The 21,252-nt window shown below is 68.0% G+C and carries 18 protein-coding genes; 8 read left to right on the forward strand and 10 right to left on the reverse strand.

The window, feature by feature from the left end; translation table 11 throughout:
* The first annotated feature begins 53 nt into the window (after nt 1–53).
* The 8 genes from VFL28_04280 to VFL28_04315 all read left to right on the forward strand — a co-directional run bounded on the left by VFL28_04280 (nt 54) and on the right by VFL28_04315 (nt 8,313).
* Nucleotides 54–1,247: an aminotransferase class I/II-fold pyridoxal phosphate-dependent enzyme gene (locus VFL28_04280; GenBank protein ID HET7263862.1), complete on the forward strand. Its 1,194-nt coding sequence runs from the start codon at nt 54–56 to the stop codon at nt 1,245–1,247.
* Between the two features lie 34 nt (nt 1,248–1,281).
* Entirely contained in the window at nt 1,282–2,169 is an 888-nt protein-coding gene (locus tag VFL28_04285) for a MurR/RpiR family transcriptional regulator (protein HET7263863.1), read from the forward strand.
* A gap of 34 nt (nt 2,170–2,203) precedes the next feature.
* The gene (locus VFL28_04290; GenBank protein HET7263864.1) at nt 2,204–3,187 is read left to right on the forward strand and encodes an NAD(P)-dependent oxidoreductase; all 984 of its coding nucleotides are present in this window, start codon (nt 2,204–2,206) and stop codon (nt 3,185–3,187) included.
* A 101-nt stretch (nt 3,188–3,288) separates the two neighbouring features.
* On the forward strand, nt 3,289–4,437 hold the full coding sequence (locus VFL28_04295; protein HET7263865.1) for an extracellular solute-binding protein: 1,149 nt from the start codon (nt 3,289–3,291) through the stop codon (nt 4,435–4,437).
* A 125-nt stretch (nt 4,438–4,562) separates the two neighbouring features.
* Complete coding sequence (locus VFL28_04300) at nt 4,563–5,585, forward strand: ABC transporter ATP-binding protein (protein ID HET7263866.1); 1,023 nt, start codon at nt 4,563–4,565, stop codon at nt 5,583–5,585.
* Nucleotides 5,586–5,593: 8 nt separating this feature from the next.
* A complete protein-coding gene (locus tag VFL28_04305) occupies nt 5,594–6,490 on the forward strand; it encodes an ABC transporter permease (GenBank protein ID HET7263867.1) in 897 nt (298 codons plus the stop codon).
* The gene (locus VFL28_04310) at nt 6,487–7,305 is read left to right on the forward strand and encodes an ABC transporter permease (GenBank protein ID HET7263868.1); all 819 of its coding nucleotides are present in this window, start codon (nt 6,487–6,489) and stop codon (nt 7,303–7,305) included. Before VFL28_04305 ends, VFL28_04310 begins: the two co-directional genes overlap by 4 nt.
* A 21-nt stretch (nt 7,306–7,326) precedes the next feature.
* Nucleotides 7,327–8,313 (forward strand): succinylglutamate desuccinylase/aspartoacylase family protein, encoded by a 987-nt coding sequence (locus VFL28_04315; GenBank protein HET7263869.1) that lies wholly within the window; start codon nt 7,327–7,329, stop codon nt 8,311–8,313.
* A gap of 31 nt (nt 8,314–8,344) precedes the next feature.
* Here VFL28_04315 and VFL28_04320 read toward each other — a convergent pair whose 3' ends face one another.
* The 10 genes from VFL28_04320 to VFL28_04365 form a co-directional block, all read right to left on the reverse strand.
* Nucleotides 8,345–9,454, reverse strand: coding sequence for a Xaa-Pro peptidase family protein (locus VFL28_04320; protein ID HET7263870.1), 1,110 nt, complete (start codon nt 9,452–9,454; stop codon nt 8,345–8,347).
* Between the two features lie 20 nt (nt 9,455–9,474).
* Nucleotides 9,475–11,496, reverse strand: a complete 2,022-nt coding sequence (locus VFL28_04325) for a hydantoinase B/oxoprolinase family protein (protein HET7263871.1) — start codon at nt 11,494–11,496, stop codon at nt 9,475–9,477.
* Nucleotides 11,496–13,541, reverse strand: coding sequence for a hydantoinase/oxoprolinase family protein (locus VFL28_04330; protein ID HET7263872.1), 2,046 nt, complete (start codon nt 13,539–13,541; stop codon nt 11,496–11,498). Before VFL28_04330 ends, VFL28_04325 begins: the two co-directional genes overlap by 1 nt.
* Nucleotides 13,542–13,742: 201 nt before the next feature.
* Complete coding sequence (locus VFL28_04335; GenBank protein ID HET7263873.1) at nt 13,743–14,162, reverse strand: gamma-glutamylcyclotransferase; 420 nt, start codon at nt 14,160–14,162, stop codon at nt 13,743–13,745.
* Entirely contained in the window at nt 14,152–15,762 is a 1,611-nt protein-coding gene (locus VFL28_04340; GenBank protein ID HET7263874.1) for a regulator, read from the reverse strand. Before VFL28_04340 ends, VFL28_04335 begins: the two co-directional genes overlap by 11 nt.
* A gap of 43 nt (nt 15,763–15,805) precedes the next feature.
* Nucleotides 15,806–16,507 carry a cysteine hydrolase gene (locus tag VFL28_04345; protein HET7263875.1) on the reverse strand — a complete coding sequence of 234 codons (702 nt, stop codon included), beginning with the start codon at nt 16,505–16,507 and terminating at the stop codon, nt 15,806–15,808.
* Nucleotides 16,507–17,511, reverse strand: coding sequence for a carbamate kinase (gene arcC / locus VFL28_04350; protein HET7263876.1), 1,005 nt, complete (start codon nt 17,509–17,511; stop codon nt 16,507–16,509). Before arcC ends, VFL28_04345 begins: the two co-directional genes overlap by 1 nt.
* Entirely contained in the window at nt 17,508–18,962 is a 1,455-nt protein-coding gene (locus tag VFL28_04355) for a DUF1116 domain-containing protein (protein HET7263877.1), read from the reverse strand. The genes arcC and VFL28_04355 overlap by 4 nt, the downstream gene beginning before the upstream one ends.
* Nucleotides 18,959–20,512, reverse strand: a complete 1,554-nt coding sequence (gene fdrA, locus VFL28_04360; GenBank protein ID HET7263878.1) for an acyl-CoA synthetase FdrA — start codon at nt 20,510–20,512, stop codon at nt 18,959–18,961. The genes VFL28_04355 and fdrA overlap by 4 nt, the downstream gene beginning before the upstream one ends.
* Nucleotides 20,512–21,252: a GntR family transcriptional regulator gene (locus tag VFL28_04365; GenBank protein HET7263879.1), complete on the reverse strand. Its 741-nt coding sequence runs from the start codon at nt 21,250–21,252 to the stop codon at nt 20,512–20,514. The genes fdrA and VFL28_04365 overlap by 1 nt, the downstream gene beginning before the upstream one ends.

Consider the following 21,252-nt stretch of genomic DNA (forward strand, 5'->3'; position numbering starts at 1 on the left):
GTGCGTTGCCGACACTAGAGGAGCTTCGGCCGGCGGAGGTACAAGCGGTTCCCATGGCAGAGACGACGGTGCCGACACTGCTCGAGCGTATGATTTCGCGCCGCGCCCGCGATGTCGGGCAGGGTTTCCCCCGCCAAACCTCGGTCCCGACGACAGGGATGATCACGCTGTCAAGCGGCACGCCCGACTTCGCCACGCCTCCGCACATCATCGACGCAGCCAAGCAGGCGCTCGACGGCCGGCATACCACGTACACCGAGTGGGCCGGCATCCCAGAATTGCGCCGAGCCATCGCGCGGAAGCTTCAACAGGATAACGGCATTACCGCCGACCCGGACTCGGAAATCCTCGTCACGACCGGGACGCAAGAAGCGCTGCAGGTCATCTGTCAGACGTTTCTTGATCCCGGCGACGAAATCCTGATCCACGCTCCCTACTACGACGAATACCGGCGCGATGCGCTGCTGGCCGGCGCGCGGCTCGTGGCCGTGCCGACGAAGCGGGAGCACGACTTCGCCGTCGACGCCGAGGTCCTGGCGGAACGAATTACCGACCGCACGAAGGCGATCATCGTGGTTTCTCCGAGCAATCCCGCGGGCGCCGTGCAACCGCGCGCCGCGCTCGAGCGCGTTGCCGCGCTGGCGCAAGAACGGGATCTCCTGATCATCGCCGACGAGCTGTACGAAAAATTCGTCTACGATGGACTGCGGCAGCACAGCATCGCATCGTTCCCGGACATGTTTTCTCGGACGATCACCATCAATGGGTTCTCGAAATGCTATTCGATGACCGGCTTTCGCATCGGGTACATTGCCGCGCCCGCCGCGCTCCTCCGGGCGATGCTGCCGATCAAACACGGCATGACAATCTGCGCACCGTCGGTGTCGCAGTGGGCGGCGATGGCGGCGCTGACCGGCCCCCACGAGTGGTTCGGCGGCGTGCTGAAAGAGTATGACGCGCGACGCCGGCTGTGGATGGAGGCCCTCGACGCGGGCGGTCTGACCTATGGTCGTCCGCAGGGTGCCTACTATGTCTACTTCAACGTCGCATCCACGGGCCTGACGGGGCGTGAGTTTTCGGAGCGCCTCCGCCGCGACTACCATATAATCCTGGGCTCCGGCGGGGCAATCGGCGGCGACTGGGCTTCGTACCTCCGCGGCTCGCTGGCCGTGCCGTCGGACCCGCTGCGGGAGGGCCTGGACCGGCTCACCCAGGCCGTCGAGCGATACCGCCGAGACGCGAAGTAGCACGGACGCCACATCCCTGACGAGGGGCTGAGCCGTGTCCGAGACCGATCACCTGGAAGTCTTCGAGCGCATCCGATCCAAATACCCGGACCTCAGCCCGAGCTTCAAGAAGATCGCGGACTACCTCCTGGACCGGTATCGCGATGCCGCCTTCTTGCCGGCGTCCGGTGTCGCGGCAAGCGCGGAGGTCAGTGAATCGGTCGTCGTCCGGTTTGCGGGTGCGCTGGGATATGACGGCTATCCGGAAATGCTGCGCGCAATTCAGCGCGTTGTGAAGCGCGAACTGGCGCCGTTCCGCCGCCTGCCCGGAGAGAACGTCGCCGAAGACTCAGTCCCCTCGGACGATGTCCTCGGGCAGATCATCGCCACGGATATCGAGAACCTCCGCTTCACCGCCGCGGACCCGGTCACGGTCGCCTCGTTCCCGCGGGCGGTTGACATGCTGACCGAGGCGCATGAGGTCTTCGCCCTCGGCATCCGCGGACTCGGGAACCTCGCCGGCATGCTCGGATTTCTGCTCACGATCTCAGGGATCCGGACGCACATCCTGGCCCACGGGGACGCGGAGTTGTTCGAACACCTCCGTTTCATCGAAAAGAGCGATGTTCTGGTCGCCTTTTCGTTCCAACGCTACACCAGGCGAACCGTCGACGCGCTCGATCTCGCGAAACGCAGAGGCGCGCGAACGATTGTGATCACGGAATCGCTCAGGTCGCCTGCCGCGCAGGTCGCCGACCTTTCCCTCATCTGTGCGCTCAAGAGCCGATCCTTCTTCAACTCGTACACCGCGGCGGTCACCCTCGTGAATGCGCTGACGACCGGTGTGGTGAACCGGCGCCTCCGCGCCAGCCGGCGGGCGCTCGAAACCCTCGATGAACTGCTGCCGGACGAGGATTTCTTCGGCCGGGACAACGGATTCTAGATCGACGCAGCACCGCACGGACGGAGCCGGCGACATGGCGACCGTGTTGGTCACCGGCGGAACCGGCGCGGTCGGGGCCCATCTGGTCCGCAGATTGGCCCTCGAGGGACATGATGTCATCTGCCTCTCCCGGCATGCCGCGGCGGATGACACGCGGCGGGATGCCTTTTTGGGCGCGGCGGGACGGCGGGTCGTGTTCGTGCCGGGAGACGTGGCCCGCCTCGAGGACCTGGAAGCCGTCTGGTCGCAGCATCACCCGACGCACGTCGTTCATGCGGCGGCGATCACCCCGACGCCGACGATGGAACGCTCGATGGCGGCCGCGGTGGTGTCGGCCAACGTATTGGGCACGGCCAACGTCCTGGAGACGGCGGGCCGCCGGGGCGCGACGCGCGTGATCTATGTCAGTTCCGCGGGTGTGTACGGCGAAACCGGTGATGCCGCGCCGGTCCCCGAGGCCGCGCCGCTGCGCGGGAACAGCCTTTACGCGATTACCAAGAAGACCGGCGAGCAGCTCTGTGAGTTCTACGAACGCCTCTCCGGGGTTCCCGTCGCCGCGGTGCGCGTCGGATGGGTGTACGGGGCGATGGAGCGACCGATGCCGGGGTCGCGCGAGCAGATGTCGCTGATCTATGAGTGTGTCCGCCTGGCGCTAAGCGGTGAGGAGCTGCGGCTCCACGAGCTCGATCCCGTCCGGGACTGGATCAACGCGGATGATCTGGCCCGCGCCATCTCGGCGCTGCTGTTCGCCGGCGCGCTCCCGCATCGTCTCTACAACTGCGCCGGACCGAGAGGCTACAGCCATTCGGAGCTGCTGGACACGCTGGCCCGTGTCCTCCCGTTGCGGTATCGCAAGTCGGAGCGTGCTGACAGTGCAAACGTGGCTCCCTCGCTGACCCGCCGGCGTCGCGGTCCACTAAACGTCGAGCGGCTGCTGACGGATACGGGCTATCGCCCGCGCATCGATTTGGAAACCGGACTGCGCCGGTACGTCGAATGGGTCAAAACCCAGGGTTGAAAAATGCTGGTATGGAAGGACTCGCGCCCGGAGATCGTTAAGGAAGCGCCCAATCCGCAAGGGGTCTTGGCGATCGTTTGCGTGGAGAGAGGAGGAGGTCGATGCGCAAGGGCATGGGAGACGCACTGACTCGCCGACAATTGCTCCACACCACCGCCCGGACGGGAGCGGCGTTTGGACTCGCGACGATGGGCGGGTTGTCGTGGCCGTCCGCAGCCGTGTTCGGCCAGACGCCGGTAGCCGGAGGCCGCAAAGTCCAGTTGACGGAATTCATCTGGATCGGCGGCGGGCAGGGAGTCGTGCCGCGCGAAGTCAAGGCGTCGTTCGAGAAACAGCACCCGAACGTCGACATCGAACTCTACGAGGGGACGAACGCGGTCACGTATCCGAAGATCGTGGCCCAACGCCAGGTCGATCCCAACAAGCCTCTCATTCACTTCGGGTTCTTCAACGTGGACGCGCAGACGAAGGGCGAGCACGACGACATCTGGATGAGCCTCGACCCGAAGAAGATTCCGAACATCGCGAACGTCTACCCCAGCTACCGTCGACCGAACAACACCGGCATCGGGTGGGGGCTGAGCGGCGTCGGCATCCTGTACAACAAGACGCTGGTCAAGGAGCCACCGACCAGCTGGAACGACATCTTCGCACCGCGCTTCAAGGGCAAGGTGATGCTGTTCGACTATGCCTGGGGGTTCAACGGGCTGTTGGGCGTCGCGCACGCCAACGGCGGCGATGCCAAGCACATCGACGCTACGTTCGAGCAATTCAGCAAAGCGGCGAAGGAGGGCCAGTTCCTGGCAACGTTCACCACCAACGAACAGGTGAAGGACGCGCTGGCCCGCGGCGAGGCGCTCATCGCTCCCTACTTCACGAGCTTTGCGATCACGTGGAACGAGGAGAGCCCGGGCGGCAACGGCCCCTTCGCCTATTCGGTGCCGAAGGAAGGCATGGTCGCGTTCACCTACTACTTCAACGTGATCAAAGGCAGCAATCCGGATCAGGTGGACGTGGCCTCGGACATCATCAACGAATACCTGTCCAACCAAGTGATCTCGCGTTACTGCAATCTCACGGCTACCGTCCCCGCGATCAAGGGTGTCGCTCTGGATCCGAAGTACCGCAAGGAGCCCGTGTTCCAGCCGGCCGCCATCCAGCGGGCCATCCAACCGGATTGGGCGACCGTGAACGAGCAGAATAACGCGTGGAAGCAGCGGTGGGACCGTGAGGTGAAGGCCAAGATGTAAACGGGCTCATTCAAGCAGCCCAGGGGTCCACGGGGGTGCCGGCAGGCGAGGCGAGGCGTTCCGGACCGGCCGTCGAGCTGAGAAGCGTCACCAAGCGCTTCGGCGGCATCGAGGCCGTCCGGAACGTGTGCCTTGAGATTCGGGGGAACGAGTTTTTTTCGCTCCTCGGTCCGAGCGGCTGTGGGAAGACGACAATTCTCCGCATGATCAGCGGGTTCGAGCGTCCGTCCGAGGGCGAGGTCTACCTCAACGGACGCCTCGCGAATGACATCCCGGCCTACCGGCGTGACACCAATCTCATTTTTCAGCACCTCGCGCTGTTCCCCCACCTCGATGTCTACGACAACATCGCGTTCGGATTGCGCCTCAAGCGGTTCGACCGCAACACGATCCGGGGCAAGGTCCTGCGGGTCCTGGACCTGGTGGACCTTCGCGGCTTCGAGGCGCGGCGCGTGCACCAGTTGAGCGGCGGCCAGAAGCAGCGCGTGGCGATCGCGCGCGCACTCGTCAACGAACCTCCCGTCCTGCTTCTGGACGAGCCGCTCGGCGCGCTCGACCTTCGGCTCCGGATGCAGATGCAGGTAGAGCTCAAAGAGATTCAACACCGCGTCGGCACGACGTTCGTCTACGTAACGCACGACCAAACCGAGGCCATGACGATGTCGGACCGGATCGCCGTGTTGCGCGACGGCGTCGTCGAACAAGTCGGCAGCGGCCGCGATATCTACGAGCTGCCGCGAACTCGCTTCGTGGCCACGTTCCTGGGCGAGAGCAATCTCCTCGAGGGGCGGGTGACAGAGGCGAAGCCGGATCGCGTAGTCGTGTCCGTCTTCGGAATAACGTTTGGGGCTCGGCCGAACGGTCCCGTCGAGGCGGGAATGGCCGTCCACCTCAGTGTCCGGCCCGAACGGCTACGGATCGCCACACGGACCGCCCGGGAGGCGCTCGGCGACGAATTCGACAATCGCTTCGCCGCGTCGATCGAGACGCTCACGTTCAAAGGCGCCGTCGCGGAGTACCGGCTGCTGGCATCGTTCGGTCAACGCGTCACGGCCCAGGTGCCCGCCGACGGGCGCACGCTGCTGCGGCCCGGCGATGCCGTCGACGTCGCGTGGCGAGCGCAGGACGGCGTGGTGCTGACGGAATGACGATCTCCATGGCGGGGCGCGCGCCGCGTCCGCGCGTCCGGGGCGACCGGCCGCGCGCGCTCACGGTCACCGGCCTGGTTGGCCCGGCGGCGCTCTTCATCGTCAGCACCCTGATAACGGCGCTCGCCATCCTGCTCGTTAACAGCGCGTTCCACTTCACCGGGACGCAGGTGCAGCCGATCCTGACGTTTGAGGCGTACGGCCGCTTCGTCCGGGACCCGTTCTACGCAGACGTCGTCTTCCAAGAGTTCCGTCTCGCCCTCATCACCACCGCGGCGTGTCTGGTCATCGGCTACCCGTCCGCCTACGCGATCACCAAGATCCGCCGCCCCGGTTGGGTCATCGTGGCGTACATCCTCGTCTTCTCGCCGCTGCTGACCAGCAGCATCGTGCGGGCCTACGGCTGGCTCATCATCCTCGCGCGCGGCGGCATCGTAAACTGGGCGCTGCTCCACCTGCACCTCGCCGCGTCGCCGATCCGGCTGATCTTCAATTTCACTGGGGTGACCATCGCGCTCGTCCACGTGCTGCTGCCGTTCACGGTCTTTCCGATTCTGAGCGTGCTGCTGCGTATGGATCCGGAGGTCCGAGAGGCGGCCGCGGACCTCGGCGCAAATCGGCTCCAGGCGTTCCTGCGGGTGACGTGGCCGCTGTCCTTCCCCGGCGTTTACGCCGCGGCGCAATTGACGTTCATTCTCGCCATGAACGCCTACGTCACGCCGCAGCTGCTCGGCGGCGGTCGCGTCCAGGTCCTTCCGCTCCTCATTTATCAAAACATCTCCGACCTCAACTGGCCCCTGGCCGCGGTGGAGGCGATCGCGCTCATCGCCCTGGTGTGGACGATCATTCTTGTATCCACCGTGGTCTTCCGGAAATCGATCGCCGTCGCCGGGCGCAGCGCGTGACGGCCGAACGCGCGGATCGTCTCACCGTCGCCCTCTGGGTCTACTTGGGCTTGGTGGGCGTGTACATGCTGGCTCCGCTCGCGCTGGTCATCGCCGACTCGGTCAACACATCGACCTACGGGACGTTCCCCTTCCCCGGGGTGACGCTGCGATGGTACGTCAACGCCCTCTTCCAGGTACCCGAATTCCGCAGCGGGATGACCAATTCGCTGCTGGTCGCCGTGGGCGCCACCGCGCTGGCGCTCGTACTCGGGACGCCGGCGGCGTACGGGCTTACGCGCTACCGGTTCCCCGTCCGGGGTCTGACCCAGTCCTTGCTCCTGCTCCCCCTCATCGTGCCCGCGATCGTGTTCGGGGCCGCGCTGTTTCTCTTGTACATTCGGGTCGGCCTGTACGGTACACGCACCGGCCTCATTCTGGGACACGCGCTCCTCGGGCTTCCGTTTGTCGTGTCCATCGTCGCCGCCAGCCTCCAGACGCTTGGCCGGGAATATGAGGAGGCCGCGATGGACCTGGGCGCCAACCCGCTGCGTACCTTCTTTGCGGTGACGATTCCGTCGATCCGGCCCGGGCTCACCGTTGCGGCGTTGTTCGCCTTTGTGACATCGTTCGACCAGGTCGAGGTCTCGCTGTTCCTGACGCGTCCCAGGAACAACACTCTGCCCATCGCCATGCTCAACTACGAGGAAAACTACCAGGACCCGACGCTGGCCGCGATCTCCACGGTGCTTATCGGGTTCACGGTCGTGCTCGTGCTCGTCGCGGTCTCACTGCTCAAGACGCAGGAATACCGCCGGCTCATCGAACGCGGTTGATGCGCGCCAAGGAGGACGGCCATGGGCGACGTCTTTGAGATGGGAACGGCCCGGGCGGGGCGGGGCACGCTGGCGACGGGGTACATCGAAAGCGCCTACCTGCGCGATGGCTCGCGCGTCCAAATCCCGCTGATCGTCCTGCACGGTGGAGCACCGGGCCCTGTCCTGTGGGTCGGCTCGACGATACACGGAGACGAGATTCCCGGCTGCGAAGTCATCCGGCGTCTCACCCGGGAGCACGTCGATCCGAGAACGCTCCGCGGCACGCTGGTGGCCGTGCCCGTGCAGCACCCGGTGGCGTACGGAACTTCGTCGCGGCTCACCTTTCACGACGGTGTGAACATCAACCGTGTGTTTCCCGGCAACGCCCGCGGGACGCTGACGGAACGAATCGCGTACGATCTATTCCACAAGGGCGTGGCCGCGGCGGACGTGGTGCTGGACATCCACTCCAACGCGATCGGCGCGGTCAGCTTTAACATCGTCCGGGTCGGGGGCTCCGGCCCGGCGTGGGACTCCCAGTGGGATCTCGCGGAAGCGTTCGGGATCACCGTCGCCGTCGGCCGGTTGGGCCAGACCGGGTTGAGCGGCATGCTGCAGGACGCGGCGCTGGACGCTGGCAAGCCCGCGCTCACCGTGGAACTTTCCGGCGGCTATGTCTGGGAGGAGCCGTCCGTCCGGGCGGGAGTGACCGGCGTGATGAACGTCCTGAGGCATTTGAAGATGCTCGACGGACCGGCAGAACCGCAGACCGAGGTCCCCGTGATCGGCGGCAGGCTGACGAACCGCCATTATCTCGCCTGCGACCACGGCGGGCTGGTACGGCCGCTCGTGCCGCTCGGCGCGCCCGTCAAGCGCGACGAGCCCGTCGCCGTGCTCTACGACGTGTTCGGAAACGACGTTGAAACCATTCGGAGCCCGATCGACGGATGGGTGATCACATATCCGGTCACCGGCAACCGCACCGCGGCCAGCGGCGACAGCATCGCCTTTGTGTTCGGACTATAGCGCGCGCCCGGGCCGGTGGGCGGACTCTGGCTTAACCGTACTCGGGCAGTTCGTCCGCGGCCATGATGCCGGTCCAGACCTGCGGCCCGTCCTCGGTGAGGACCAGCATGTCTTCGAGATGAACCGCGCCCAGCCCCGGCACGCGGTCCATCACCTCCACGCATAGCACCATCCCGGGCAGCAGCGGATCGTGTACGTCCGGCGTCATGACGGGATCCTCTACGACCCCGTAGCCGACGCTGTGGCCGACGTACCGATAGGCGAAGGACACGCCGCGCGCTTTCACACGCTCGAGAAAGTACTCGTACACGGCGCCGGCCGGCACGCCCGGGCGCAAGAACGCGACGACGTCTTTCTGGACCGCACGCACCCGACGATACATCGCCCGCTGGTCCGGGGTGGCCTCGCCGATGACCACGGTGCGGGCCATATCGGTGTACAATCCGGAGAAGAACCCGACGCAGTCGACGCGGAGAAGGTCGCCGCGGTCGATCAGCCGGCTGGAAGGATGCGCGTGGACGTCCAACGTGCGCTCCGCGCCGGACGCGAGCGTGATAAATGGAATGACGCCGCCCCCGATGGTCAGCATCGCGTCCTGCATGCGCGCGTACACCTGTCGCTCGGTAGCGTCACCGCCGGCCGCGAGCGAAAATGCGATCTGAATGGCGCGCTCCGCCGCGCGGGCGCAGCGCTCGTGCTCTCGGAGGTCGTTCGGCAGCCGGACCTGGCGGCGCGACCGGAACAACTCGCCGGCATCCTCGACGCGCGCGTCGGGCACGAGCGAAGCAAGCCGGCGCGCGTCCGCGGCCGGAAGGAAGTCGAGTTCGACGAGGAGCGCGCCGCGGTCGAGGCCGCGCTGCGCGAGCTGCGCCGCGAGCCCTTCGACCGGACCGGTGACGTACGTGGCGACGTCCGGGATGAGCCCCCGGGATCGCGCGGTTCCTTCGAGCACCGCCTGCACGAGCAGCATCGGTTCGCCGGTGGCGGGAATGACGACGAACGCAAACCTCCGGCGGATCATCACCTGGCTGGCGAAGTGCACGCCGGCCAGGTGGCGAACGCTTTCCGGCGAGGCCGCGATCGCGGCCGACGCCTGTCGCTCCCTGACTTCGCGCTGGACCGCATCCCACGGAGCCGCCATCGCGTCCGCCTCCTCCGATGTTATCCCGGCCGCACGCGGCCGGCCATCTGCTGCGCTATGTCGCCCACGAGACCGGCCAGACCGGCGGGTCTCGTGGTCCGCCCGGCTCGGACGCGTGCGTCCACCTCGATCATCGCCCGCTGCTTCAGATAGTTGCGAAGCGACAGCGGATAGCCGGCGAGCGCGGCGTTGAGCGCGGTCTGCATCGCGTCGGTCCAGACCGCCTCGAAGGCGTCCCGTTCGGGCCCGTAGTCGAATTCGAGCCGCCGCGCGGGCCGGCCGCTCCGCACAACCTGCGTCGCCGCCGCGTCGAGTTCGCCGTCCTGGAGCACGACGCCGTAGTCGGCTCGGGCCGATTCGGACGAGACGAGACCGCGCCGGACATCGGCGAGAACGCGGAGCGGGTCTCGCTCGTACGGGTCACCGTAGCCGCCGCCGCCCTGCGAGAGAAACGTCATCGTGTCCCCGGGCTGGAGCAGCAACTCATCGATGCGGCCGGTCGGCGCCTCGTCGGCTGCGCCGCGGTTCTTGAACGCGGTGCCGGGACGGCCCGGCATCCCGCCGAGCCGTCCCCATGGCCGAAAATGCATGCGCTCCATGCCGCGGGCCGTCATGACGGTATCGGGCGAAAAGACGCGGATCGTAAGCTCGATACCCATGCCTCCCCTGTACCGGCCGGGACCGCCTGAGTCCGGGCGCAGACCGTAGTGCTCCACCAGGAGCGGCATGTCGGCTTCCAGGGTCTCCGCCGGCACGTTGCGGAGATACCCGACCGAGAAATCCATCCCGTCGATGCCGTCCGCCATCGGGCGCCCGCCGCATCCCCCGCAGATCGGCTGGACCACGCCCACCAACCGCTTCCCCGTCCGCATATCATCCATGGCCAAAAGCACAATGCACGCCTGACCGGCGCCCGCCGCGGGCAGCCGGTCCGGCTGCGCGAGGCTCAGTGCGCCAATCAGGACGTCCATCAACCGAATGAAGGTGGCGGCCCGAACGCCGACGGCCGCGGGCGGCTGTGGGTTCAGCAAACTGCCGAGCGGGGCGCTGTTCCGGACCATTCGGACCATGCCGGTGTTCCATGGCACCGCCGGGTCGAGGGTGCGAAAATACCGCACGAGCGTGGGGACGAACATGAAATGCCCCTGCTTGTTGGACGATGGGAGATTAAACGCCGCGCGGACTTGAGGGTCGGTGCCCTCGAAGTCCAGCAACACCTCCTCCCCGCGCACGACGAGCCGGCAGCGCAGCCGGATGGGATAGCCGCCCGGACCGTCCTCGAGATAGTCCCAGAACGTGTACTCGCCATCCGGGATCTCGCGGATCATCGCGCGCACCCGGCGTTCCGCGTAGCCGAGAAGATCCTCGATGCCGCGCTCGACCTGCGCGACGCCGTACCGCGCGACCAGCTCGTGGAGCCGCCGCTCTCCCGTGTGCAGCGCCGCCATCAATGCCCGGAGGTCTCCCCAGTTCTGCTCCGGGATGCGGCAGTTATCGAGGAAGATGCGGAGGATCCGCTCGTCGAGCTGTCCGCGCTCATACAGCTTGACGGGAGCCAGGCGTATACCTTCCTGATAGATGTCGTAGGCGGCCGGCGTGATGCTGCCGGGCACTTTGCCGCCCACGTCCGACGAATGCACAAAGCAACACCCGAACGCGATAACGCGGCCCTCCGCGAAGATCGGTTTGATGAGGTAGACGTCGGCGAGATGGGTCGATACGCCCGCGGTCGCGTAGGGATCGTTCGCGATCGCGATGTCCCCTTCGTGCCACTCGGGGATCGCGTCGATGATGCCTTCCCCGGGGATGCCGAGCGATAAGTTCACCCCCGTCACGACCGGGGACCCGAAGGTTTCGCCCGCGGGCGACAAGAGGAACGTGCCGAAGTCCGCGGTCTCCTTGACGAACACCGTGAACCCGGTGCGGAGTACGACGTTGGCCATTTCCTCCGCGATCGCCTGAATCCGATTCTTGAAAATCCCAAGGAACACCGGATCGGCCGTCGTGGAGCGCTCTTCGCCGAGACCCGCGCGCGCCGCCATTACACGGCCTCCCCGATGAGATTGCCGAGGCCGTCGGAGCGCACCCGATATCCGGCCGGGACAAAAGTGGTCGTGTCATACTGTTCGACGATTACCGGGCCTGCGATCCACCGGTCTGCACCGACCGCAGCGCGGGGAAGCACCGACGCCTTCGTCTCCCGCCCGTCGAGGAACACCGACCGCGTCTCGCCGCGAGACGCGTCGGTGCGTCCGGCCCGCGCCTCCAGCCGCGCAACCTTCGCGGTCACTCCTACGACGGTCGCGCGGAGGTTCACGAACATGAGCGGTGCGTCGGGGTCGCTCACGCCGAACACCGAATGGTACAGCTCATGAAAGCGCCGTCCGATCGCTGTCCGATCGCCGCGCTCCGCGCCCGGCACGGCGACTTCGATCTCAAACGCCTGCCCTTCGTAGCGCATGTCGGCGCTGTAGAGGACGTACGATGACTCGAGAGCGATCCCGCGCGCGCTCTCTTCACGAAGCCATTGGCCTCCCTGGTCCTCCAGTCGGGCGTACCCTTCTTCGAGTTCCTGCTCGGTCAGGTCCTTGCCGCTTCGATACAGCGTGTGCACGAAATCGTTGCGCAGGTCGGCAACGATGCATCCGAGCGCACAGAGCGTACCGGGCGACGGGGGTACAAGCACCCGCCCGATCCCAACCTCGCCGGCCAGCAAGAACGCATGGGTGGGTCCGGCGCCTCCGTAGGCAAGCAGGGTGAAGTCCCGGGGGTCTACGCCGCGCCTGGCCATGAGGGGGGTGAACTGCGCGTACATGTTCGAGGTCGTCACGTCCATGATGGCCTGCGCGGCCGCCCGCGAAGAGATCCCCAGTGCGCGGCCCAACTCTTCCAGCGCGCGGGCGGCGAGAGTGGCGTCGAGCGGCATCTGTCCGCCGAGGAACCGGTCCGGGGCGATGATCCCGAGGTGAACATACGCGTCCGTCACCGTGGGAAGGCGACCGCCTCGACCGTAGCAGGCCGGACCCGGATCGGCGCCGGCGCTCTGCGGGCCGACTTTCAAGACGCCCGCGGCGTCGAGCCACGCAACTGATCCTCCCCCGGCGCCGATCGAAGAGACGTCGACGGCCGGCATGATGACCGGGAAATCGCCGACCGAGTTCTCAGTCGAATAGGCCGGCTGCCCCTCGGTGACGACCGCCACATCGGCACTGGTGCCGCCCATGTCCAGCGTAACGATGTGTGACGCGCCGGCGAGCCGCGCGACGTGCGCGGCACCGATCACACCCGACGCCGGTCCCGACAGCAGCGTGTGCACCGGTTCCTCAGCGGCGCGGGCGGCCGTCATGACGCCGCCGTTCGATTTGGTCGAAAGGACCTGCGCGCGAAGACCGTGCCGCGCGGCACCCGCGTCCAATCCTCGAAAGTACCCCGCCATCCGCGCGCCGATGTAGGCGTTCATCACCGCCACCAGGCAGCGCTCATACTCGCGCTGTTGCGGCCAGAGATCCGCGCTCACGCAGACGAATAATTCCGGCCGTTCGGATCGCACGATGTCCCGCGCCCGGCGCTCGTGCGCCGCGTTCCGGTACGCGTGCATGAAGCAGACCGCGATCGCTTGGACGCCGTCACCGGCCAGCCGCCGCGCAGCCTCACGCACCCCCGCCTCGTCGAGCGGACGGTGAACCCCGCCGTCGGCGAAGAGACGCTCGTCGATCTCTACCACGAGATCGCGGGGCACGAGCGGCACGGGCTTTTCTCCATAGAAGTCCGTCGTGTTCTCGAGGCGCAGCCGGCGGATCTCGAGAATGTCGCGGAAGCCCTTGGTTACAAGCAGGCCCGTGCGTGCGCCGTTCCGTTCGATCAAGGTGTTTACGGCCAGCGTGGTGCCGTGGACGAAGAGGGCCACGTCCTCCGCCGCGATGCCGGCGGCCGCAAGCTCGGAAAGCGCCTGAAAGACCGCCGCTTCCGGCGCCGAGGGCACCGACGGGGTCTTGAGCGTCGCGACCACGGATCCCGTTTCATCCGCCACCATGACGTCGGTGAATGTCCCGCCGATGTCGACCCCGAGCCGGTAGCGTGCCGCCATGATGGTTCCCCCCTCGACGACAGCGACTTTTTCCGCGGACGACGCCGCTCCTGCCGTCACGGGTTCTATCGGGTCGTGGCAGTCTACTGACGCTCGCCGTCTGGACGGCCCGTAAAGAGCCGGCGGTCAGATCGGCACGACGACTTGCGGCATTACGAAGCTATTGCTGTCGATGCCGGGCATAACGCACCGGCGGGCGGCTCACGTCTCGATGGATCGCCGGGAGGCCGGTCCCTCCACGCGGTTCAAAGTGGCCGCGGCGTACGCGCGCCACCCGCCGTAGGACGAGATGTCACGGTGTCCCGCCTCGGCCAGTGCGCGCGGGTAGAGGATGCCCGCCACCCGCCGCCCGTCTTCGAGCACGACCTCCCCGCGGTACAAACCGGGGGGCTCTCCCGCCTCGATCCGCCGGCAGAGGTCCTCGGTCACGCGATACAACTCTCCCGACACGGACACCCCGCCCTCGGAGGTTTCGAACATGCCGGGGTGCCGGTCGCCGATCGAGTACAGCCGGTAGATCGGGGCCGTGCGGGCCTCGCCCAGAAACACGGCCCCGTCGAGGTTGCCGTGAAGGGCGAGGCCCCGCATCAGCGTCCCGTTGACGAACAGCTCAACCGCCATTGCCACCGCCGGGCGCGGAAGCCGGCGCCGGCACCTCGCGGAGGTTTCGCATTCCCTCGGTGCTCAGCTGTCCCGCGTGCCAGGCGGCCACCGTGAACGTAACGGCCATGAAGAGGTAGCCCAGGGTGACCTGCGGCGACATGTTTAATCCCACGGGACCAATCGAGTTGATCAGCCCGAAGAACGACAGGACCGCGCCGGCCAGCGTCGTCACGATCGCCTTGACGAACTGGCGGTCGATGACGAACGCCGCGATCGCGCCGAGCACCATGCCCGCGAGCACCGCCCCGCCCGCGAACAGCGCCATCCCGTGGTAGATGTCCCCGGCGCCCGGCTTGTCGAGGCCCAGCTTGATCGCATCGGTGCCGGCCGCGCCGAGCGCGTCGTCCACCAATCCCTTCGCCCACAGCGCGACGTTCGGCAGCAGGGCAAGCACAACCGCCGGAGCGTGCCGCGCCGGCGTCGTCTGGAAGGCCTGAGCGCCGATCACCAACCCGATGAACAACAGAATCGGCAGCAGGGCCTGAATCGGGATCACGGCAAGCAGCAGCGCCACGAGGCCGAAGAACACCACGCCCGCCACCACGAAGCCCGTCGCCAGCGAGTACCCGATGCGGCCGCCCACGGCCTTCCAGCCGGGGTGTCCGATGTAGACGGCGGGGGGGAACGGGCTGCCGAGAAACGACCCGATGATCGCGCCGAAACCGTCCGCCAGCAGGATGGAGCGCAGGTTGTAGCTGTCGCCGGCGGCGGACGCGCTTTCCACGTTGTTCATGCCCTCGGTGAAGTTGTAGACGCCGAGCGGAATCGCCGTCGCCAGCAGCGGGCCCATGTCCCGCAGACCGCTCAGCACTTTCCCGTCGGCCGCCGGGAGATGCAGGCCGAACTGCCGGAACGACTCGCCGACGGCGGACGGCACCAGGATCCCCGTCCATCCCAGGAGTTGGGCGATCCATCCCACCGCCGTGCCGACGACGACCGCCGCCAGCCCGCCGGGGATGTTGAACGGCAGGCGCACGTTGGCGACCCAGCTCACCAGGATGATGGCGAAGGCGATGAAGCCGATCCAGGGGACTTCCCACATCTGAAACGCCGGCCGCATGGAGATGAAGACGATCGAGATTCCGGCGAGCGTCCCCAGCATCGCCGCCCGCGGCGTGAACGCGCGGATCGAGGGCCCGATGAAGGCGCCGATCAGGATGATCACGCCGATGATGAACGCCCACGCAAGGCCGGCGGTCCAGGCCTTGATCGGATCGTGGGTCGCCAGCACGATCGGCAGCATGATGACGAACACCACGATGAACATGTGCGGCACGCTCGGCCCGTAGGGCATCGCCGCGACGTCGCTGCGCCGCTCCGTACGCGCGAGCCGGTAGGCCAGGTACGCGTAGAAGATGTTGCCGAGCGGCAGCGCGATGCCGAGCGCCGGGAGGATCCGGCCGAACACGATCCCCTCCGGCAGTTTGATCACGCCGAGCACCAGGCTGCTCAGCACGATGACATTGAGGATGACGTTCGTCCCGAGGCCGAAGAACGCGTTCCAGTCGCCGGGCACCCACAACCGCGGCCGAAACTCACCCGCCGAAGCCGCCATCATCCACCCCCCCCCCGACTGATCCTACCCCGTACCGGTGCGCCGCTTACCCGCGCGCCGTTCCCGCGGCGCCGGCCACCGGCGCCTTGGCCAGCGCGTCAAGAAAGCGCGTGGAGTCGCTCACCCAGCCGAAAATGCCGCCCTGCGCCTTGATCATCTTGATGCCGACCGCCTGAAACTCCGGGAAGTACGACGCCACGCAGTCCTCGAGGACGAGGCAATCGTACCCGCGGTCGTTGGCCTCGCGGACGGTCGTGTGCACGCACACCTCGGTCGTCACGCCGCAGACGATAAGTTGCTGAATCCCGCGCGTGCGAAGAATCGCATCGAGGTCGGTGGCGTAGAACGCCCCCTTGCCCGGCTTGTCGACGAGGGGCTCGCCCGGAGCGGGCTTGAGCTCGTCGACGATGTCGTGCCCGTACTCGCCGCGCACGAGGATCCGCCCCATCGGCCCCGGGTCGCCGATGCCGGTCTTGAGGTGCCCCCGCACCTTCTTCGCGCGGGGCAGATCCGCGAGGTCGGGGCGGTGCCCCTCGCGCGTGTGCACCACGAGGACGCCCGCGCGGCGGGCCGCCTGGAGCACGCGCACGGTGGGCGGCACCGCCCTGAGCAGCAGCGACGTGTCGTTGCCCAGCGCCTCCCCAAACCCGCCCTTGTAGACGAAGTCCCGCTGCATGTCGATGATCACCAGCGCCGCCGTCGCGGGATCGAACTCGAACTCGTACGGTTCCGCTCGGACACTCAGCATCACGCCTCCCCCCTTCTCGCCTGTAGGATGCCGTCGGGCACCACACGCGTGCCGGTCTTTCCGGCGACCGCTTCGGGCAGCCGGTACGGCGACGTGATCAGCACCTCGGTGCCCCCGCGCTCGAGAAACTTGATGGCCGCCCGGATCTTGGGGCCCATGCTGCCTTCGGGGAACTCCCCTGCCGCGAGATAGGCCCGCGCCTCCGACACCGTCAACCGGTCGAGGAGGCGCTGGTCGGGTTTGCGGAAGTGCACGGCGACCTGGTCCACGCCGGTCGAGATGATCAAGAGCGAAATGCCGAGCTCGCTCGCCAGCAGCGCCGACGCGAGATCCTTGTCGATGACCGCCTCGACCCCCTCGTATACTCCCGGGGCCCGTTCCGCGACCGGGATGCCGCCGCCGCCGGCCGCGATGACGACGTAGCCGGCGTCCACGAGTGTACGGATCTGCGGCGTCTCGACGATGCGCAGCGGCTGCGGCGACGGCACGACGCGCCGGTACCCGCGTCCCGCGTCTTCGACCATCTGCCATCCGGCCCGCGCTCGCTTGACGGCCGCCTGCTCGACCGTGAAATAGGGCCCGATCGGCTTGCTCGGCTCGCGGAACGCCGGGTCCGCCTCGTCGACGACCGTGTGGGTCAAGAGATACCCCACGCGGTCGCGCAGGCCGAGCGCGGCCAGCTCACCGGACATCGCGTTGCTTAAAATGTGGCCGATCCCGCCCTGGGAGTCTGCCCCGCACATGTCCAGGGTCAGCGCGGGGATGGGCGCCGACTCGCCGATCAGCTCGGAGCGCAGCAAGATGAAGCCGACCTGCGGACCGTTGCCGTGCGTGACGACGACTCGCCACCCGTCGGCCGCCAGCCGCGCAATCGGCCGGGCGGTCTCGCGCGCGTTCTCCATCTGCTCGGCGATCGAGCCGTGCTGGCCGTCCCGAATCAGGGCGTTGCCGCCGATCGCGACGAGCAGGCTCCGCGAGCCGGGCGTCTCGGCGGGGCCGGTCACGCGGCGGCCTCCACGCCGGCCCGGCGCGCGAGCGCCCGCAGCGCGTCGACGAAGCACGGAAGGGGGGCCCGCGTGATGCCGGCGCCGATCTGCCCCACGCCGGCCCGGCGGTGCGCGATGCCGGTGTTGATCACCGGCAGTTCTCCCGTTTCCACGACGCGGCGAACGTCGATCGCCGTCGGCGTCCCGAGGAAGTCCAGCGCCGCCAGCGTGTACGCGGGATTGCGCGCGAGGGTGATCCGGTACATGGCGCGCGTGAAGGCGACCGCGTCCGCCGGCGTCCCGCCGACGAAACGCACGATCGCGGGGGCGGCCGCCATGGCGAAGCCGCCGAGGCCGCACGTTTCCGTGATCGCGCTGTCGCCGAGATCCGGGTTCGCGTCGGCCGCACTGTAGCCCGGGAAATACAGACCGTCGGGGACGGGCACCGGAGCGGTGAACCACGCGTTTCCGAGGCCGCTCACCCGAAGCCCGAACTCGACGCCGTTACGCGCCATCGCGGTGACCACCGACGAGCCGTCGATCCCGTGGGCTGCGTCGAGCGTGGCCTTGCACGCCGCCATCGACAGATTGAGATAGAAGTGGTCGTTGCCCCGCAAGAATTCGAAGACGGACGCCGCGTCGTCCGGGGCGCTCGTCCGCACCAGCGCGAGCGCCGCGGCCCGGGTGAAGAGCGATGTCGCGGCGACGTTGCGGTTGTGGCACTCGTCGCCCATCTGCAGCGCCTGCGCCGTCAGGTTGGCGAGATCCACCGGCTCCTGCCGCAGCGCTCGGGAGAGCGCCGGCCCCAGCGTCTCGGCCATCCAGCGCAGACGCGCGATGACGGACGCGTCGTAGGCGCCGTAGCGGAGCACCTTGCCAAGCCCTTCGTTGAGCGTGGCAAAGGCCCGGTTGCCGAAGGTACGGTTTTCCACCACGACCACCGGCATCGACGGCGAGACGAGACCCGCCATCGGTCCGACCGCGGCGTGCTCGTGGCACGGGGCGAACCGGATCTCCCCGCTTCCCGCCAGCGCTTCCGCGGCCTCGGGTGTCGGGGCCCAGCGCTCGAAGAGGATCGCGCCGATCACGGCGCCGCGCATCGGACCGCACATCCGGTCCCACGTGATCGGCGGACCGCTGTGCAGCAGCGTCCGCGGCGTCATGCCCGGGACGGCGTCGATCGCCGGGCGGACGTCGAGCAACGCCGGCCGCCCGGCGACGATCCGGCTCGACGCCTCCGCGTTGGCCTCTGCGACGCGTGCCCCCGCCGGATCGTCTCGATCGTCCTCGAGGCGCGCCACCAGCAGGCCGAGCGGACGGTCGCCGTCGGCCGGCGGCCGCCAATCGAGTTGCAGACACGACGCGCCGTGCGCGCGCACCGGCTCGGCGAACCCCGCGACGCCGATGTTCACGGCGCGGGCGCCGTCCGGAAAGAACGCGGCGCGGGCCTCCGCCCGGCCGGCCGTCATGACGCGCCTCCATGACCGCCGCGCGCGCGACGGTCTGTCCCGGCCGGCGCCGAAGCGCCGCCGCCCGACGCGATCCGAGCGGCGAGCCGTGCCGCGGCGGCGTTGCTGGGCGCGAGCGCGATCCCGGCCGCGCTCAACGTCGCCCGCTGACGCCGGAGATCCTGGGGATCGTCGGCGGTGCCGCACACGGACGCGACGACGGCGAGGTCGCGCCCCGCGCGGTGCGCTTCATCGACCGCGTCCCGAACCGCCGGGGCCAACGCCCCGGCCGGATCGGGGTGGGAATTGTAACCGAGCACCACATCGAGCAGGACGACGGCCACCGCGGGCTCGCGCGATGCCTCCACGATGAACTGGTTGCGGAGACTCGGATCGATCATGGGGTGCGGCCGGCCCACCGTGTATTCGTCGTCGCCGAGATCGATAATCTTCACGCGGCCGGCGGAGCCGTCGCCGAGCGCGGCGGCAAGCACGAGCTTGGCCTCGCCGGCGAGCGAGCCACCGCAGAAGAGTCCCCGGACGTCGCGCTGGGCCGGCGCGAATCGGTACGCCGGAAGCGCCCCTGGCTCGTCTTCCTCCGGCCAACTCAGCATCGCGACTGCCACGCCGCGCTCGAGCGCCACGGCGTTCCGCGCAGCGTCCTCGAACGTGACCGCCGCGTCGAGTCCCGGCGCGGCGGCCGATCCCAGGAAATTGACGACGACCGGCTTGCCGCACTCGCGCGCCGCGGCGAGGACGCGGTCCGCGACCGCGGGGGCCGGCGGCTTCGAGATGAGCACGATCACAGCCGTGCCGTCGTCACCGGAGAGACGGCGCAACGCACACAGCGTCATCCGGCCACCGACGTCCGCGCTCAAGTCGCGGCCGCCGACGCCGATCATCTGGGAGACGCCCTCCCCCAGCCGGTCGATCAGGCAGGACACCTGCTGGAGACCGGTGCCGGAGGCGCCGATCAGCCCGATGCGGCCGCGGCGAATCACGTTGGTGAACCCGAGCGGGATGCCGTCCAGCATTGCGGTGCCGCAGTCGGGACCCATCACGAGCAGATTCTTGCGTTCGGCAACCGTTTTCAGCTCGACTTCGTCCCTCACCGGCACGTTGTCGCTAAACAGGAAGACGTGCAGACCGCGCTTGAGCGCCTTGAGGGCCTCGGCGGTCGCGTAGGGGCCGGGCGTCGAGATGAGGGCCAGATTCGCATTGTCGATCTCGGCCAGCGCGTCGTGGAGCGTAACGGGCGAAGCGGGACGGCGCTCATCCGCGGCGGTGCGCGTCGAGCCGGTAAACGCCGAAGCGGCCCAGTCGAGCGCTGCTTCTGCCGCGGCCTGGCTCTCCGCGCAGACCGCGACCACCAGGTCGGCCGGCTTCGCCTCCGCCGCGGGATCGGTCATAAGCCCCGCATCCGCGAGCATGCCGAGGTTGGCGGGCGTACCCATGACGATGCCCGCCCGGAGTACACCGGGGCGGCGCTGCACCTCGCCGGCGATGCGCATCGACTCGACCGAATCCCGATACGTGCGGGGGAACACCCGCTGCCGCACGACGCCCGCCATCACCGCGGCTCCTGGACGAAGTAGATCTGTGCCAGCGCCTTCACGCTCTCTTTGCTGTCCAGGATGTGGCGCTCCATCCGGTCCGCCGCCTCGCGCGGAGCGCGCGCTTGGATCAGCGCGAGGATCTCGAGGTGATCTCTACGGGTGGATGCCGCCCGTTCGGCGCGCGAATAGTCGATGCGCCGGATGATCCGGATGCGCTCGTTGATCCTCCGAAGGAGCTCCACCAGCTCGGTGTTGCCGGTGACCGCGGCGATGCCGAGGTGCAGCCGTTCGTCGACCTGCAGCCAGTCCAGTGCAGTCATCGCGCCTCGCCGCTCGTCCAACCGCTCCCAGTCCTCCGTGATCCGGGCCAGCGACGCGTGGGGAGCTCCCTCCGCCGCGGTCCGGGCCGCGTGCCGTTCGATGGCGATGCGGAGATCGTAGACCTGATTGACCTCGGCAAGCGTATACGCCCGCACCGAATAGCCCTGGCGGGGCACCAGCACGAGCCAGCCTTCCTGCTCGAGCCGGCGCAGCGCTTCGCGTGCCGGCGTCCGGCTGACACCGAGTTCTGTGGCCACCTGAATCTCGCTGATGCGCTCGGCGGGTCGCAGCTGAAGAGTAAGGATGCGCTCTTTGAGCGTCTTGTACACGGCCTCGCCGCGGGGTTGGTCGCTCGGGCCGCGCTGCCGTGACGAACGGCGCGCGCGCGGCGCCCGGCCTTTGCCGGTCACTCTATTCGCGCGGGGCAGCGGCAT

Source organism: bacterium (genome assembly GCA_035691305.1).
Classification (GTDB): Bacteria; Sysuimicrobiota; Sysuimicrobiia; order Sysuimicrobiales; family Segetimicrobiaceae; genus DASSJF01.

Excerpts from the sequence above, each read along its gene's own strand:
- VFL28_04280 (HET7263862.1), top strand. The coding sequence starts at position 54 with ATGGCAGAGACGACGGTGCCGACACTGCTCGAGCGTATGATTTCGCGC.
- VFL28_04290 (HET7263864.1), top strand. The coding sequence starts at position 2,204 with ATGGCGACCGTGTTGGTCACCGGCGGAACCGGCGCGGTCGGGGCCCAT.
- VFL28_04295 (HET7263865.1), top strand. The coding sequence starts at position 3,289 with ATGCGCAAGGGCATGGGAGACGCACTGACTCGCCGACAATTGCTCCAC.
- VFL28_04305 (HET7263867.1), top strand. The coding sequence starts at position 5,594 with ATGGCGGGGCGCGCGCCGCGTCCGCGCGTCCGGGGCGACCGGCCGCGC.
- VFL28_04315 (HET7263869.1), top strand. The coding sequence starts at position 7,327 with ATGGGCGACGTCTTTGAGATGGGAACGGCCCGGGCGGGGCGGGGCACG.
- VFL28_04320 (HET7263870.1), bottom strand. The coding sequence starts at position 9,454 with ATGGCGGCTCCGTGGGATGCGGTCCAGCGCGAAGTCAGGGAGCGACAG.
- VFL28_04325 (HET7263871.1), bottom strand. The coding sequence starts at position 11,496 with ATGGCGGCGCGCGCGGGTCTCGGCGAAGAGCGCTCCACGACGGCCGAT.
- VFL28_04330 (HET7263872.1), bottom strand. The coding sequence starts at position 13,541 with ATGGCGGCACGCTACCGGCTCGGGGTCGACATCGGCGGGACATTCACC.
- VFL28_04335 (HET7263873.1), bottom strand. The coding sequence starts at position 14,162 with ATGGCGGTTGAGCTGTTCGTCAACGGGACGCTGATGCGGGGCCTCGCC.
- VFL28_04340 (HET7263874.1), bottom strand. The coding sequence starts at position 15,762 with ATGATGGCGGCTTCGGCGGGTGAGTTTCGGCCGCGGTTGTGGGTGCCC.
- VFL28_04345 (HET7263875.1), bottom strand. The coding sequence starts at position 16,507 with ATGCTGAGTGTCCGAGCGGAACCGTACGAGTTCGAGTTCGATCCCGCG.
- VFL28_04355 (HET7263877.1), bottom strand. The coding sequence starts at position 18,962 with ATGACGGCCGGCCGGGCGGAGGCCCGCGCCGCGTTCTTTCCGGACGGC.
- fdrA (HET7263878.1), bottom strand. The coding sequence starts at position 20,512 with ATGGCGGGCGTCGTGCGGCAGCGGGTGTTCCCCCGCACGTATCGGGAT.
- VFL28_04365 (HET7263879.1), bottom strand. The coding sequence starts at position 21,252 with ATGCCGCTGCCCCGCGCGAATAGAGTGACCGGCAAAGGCCGGGCGCCG.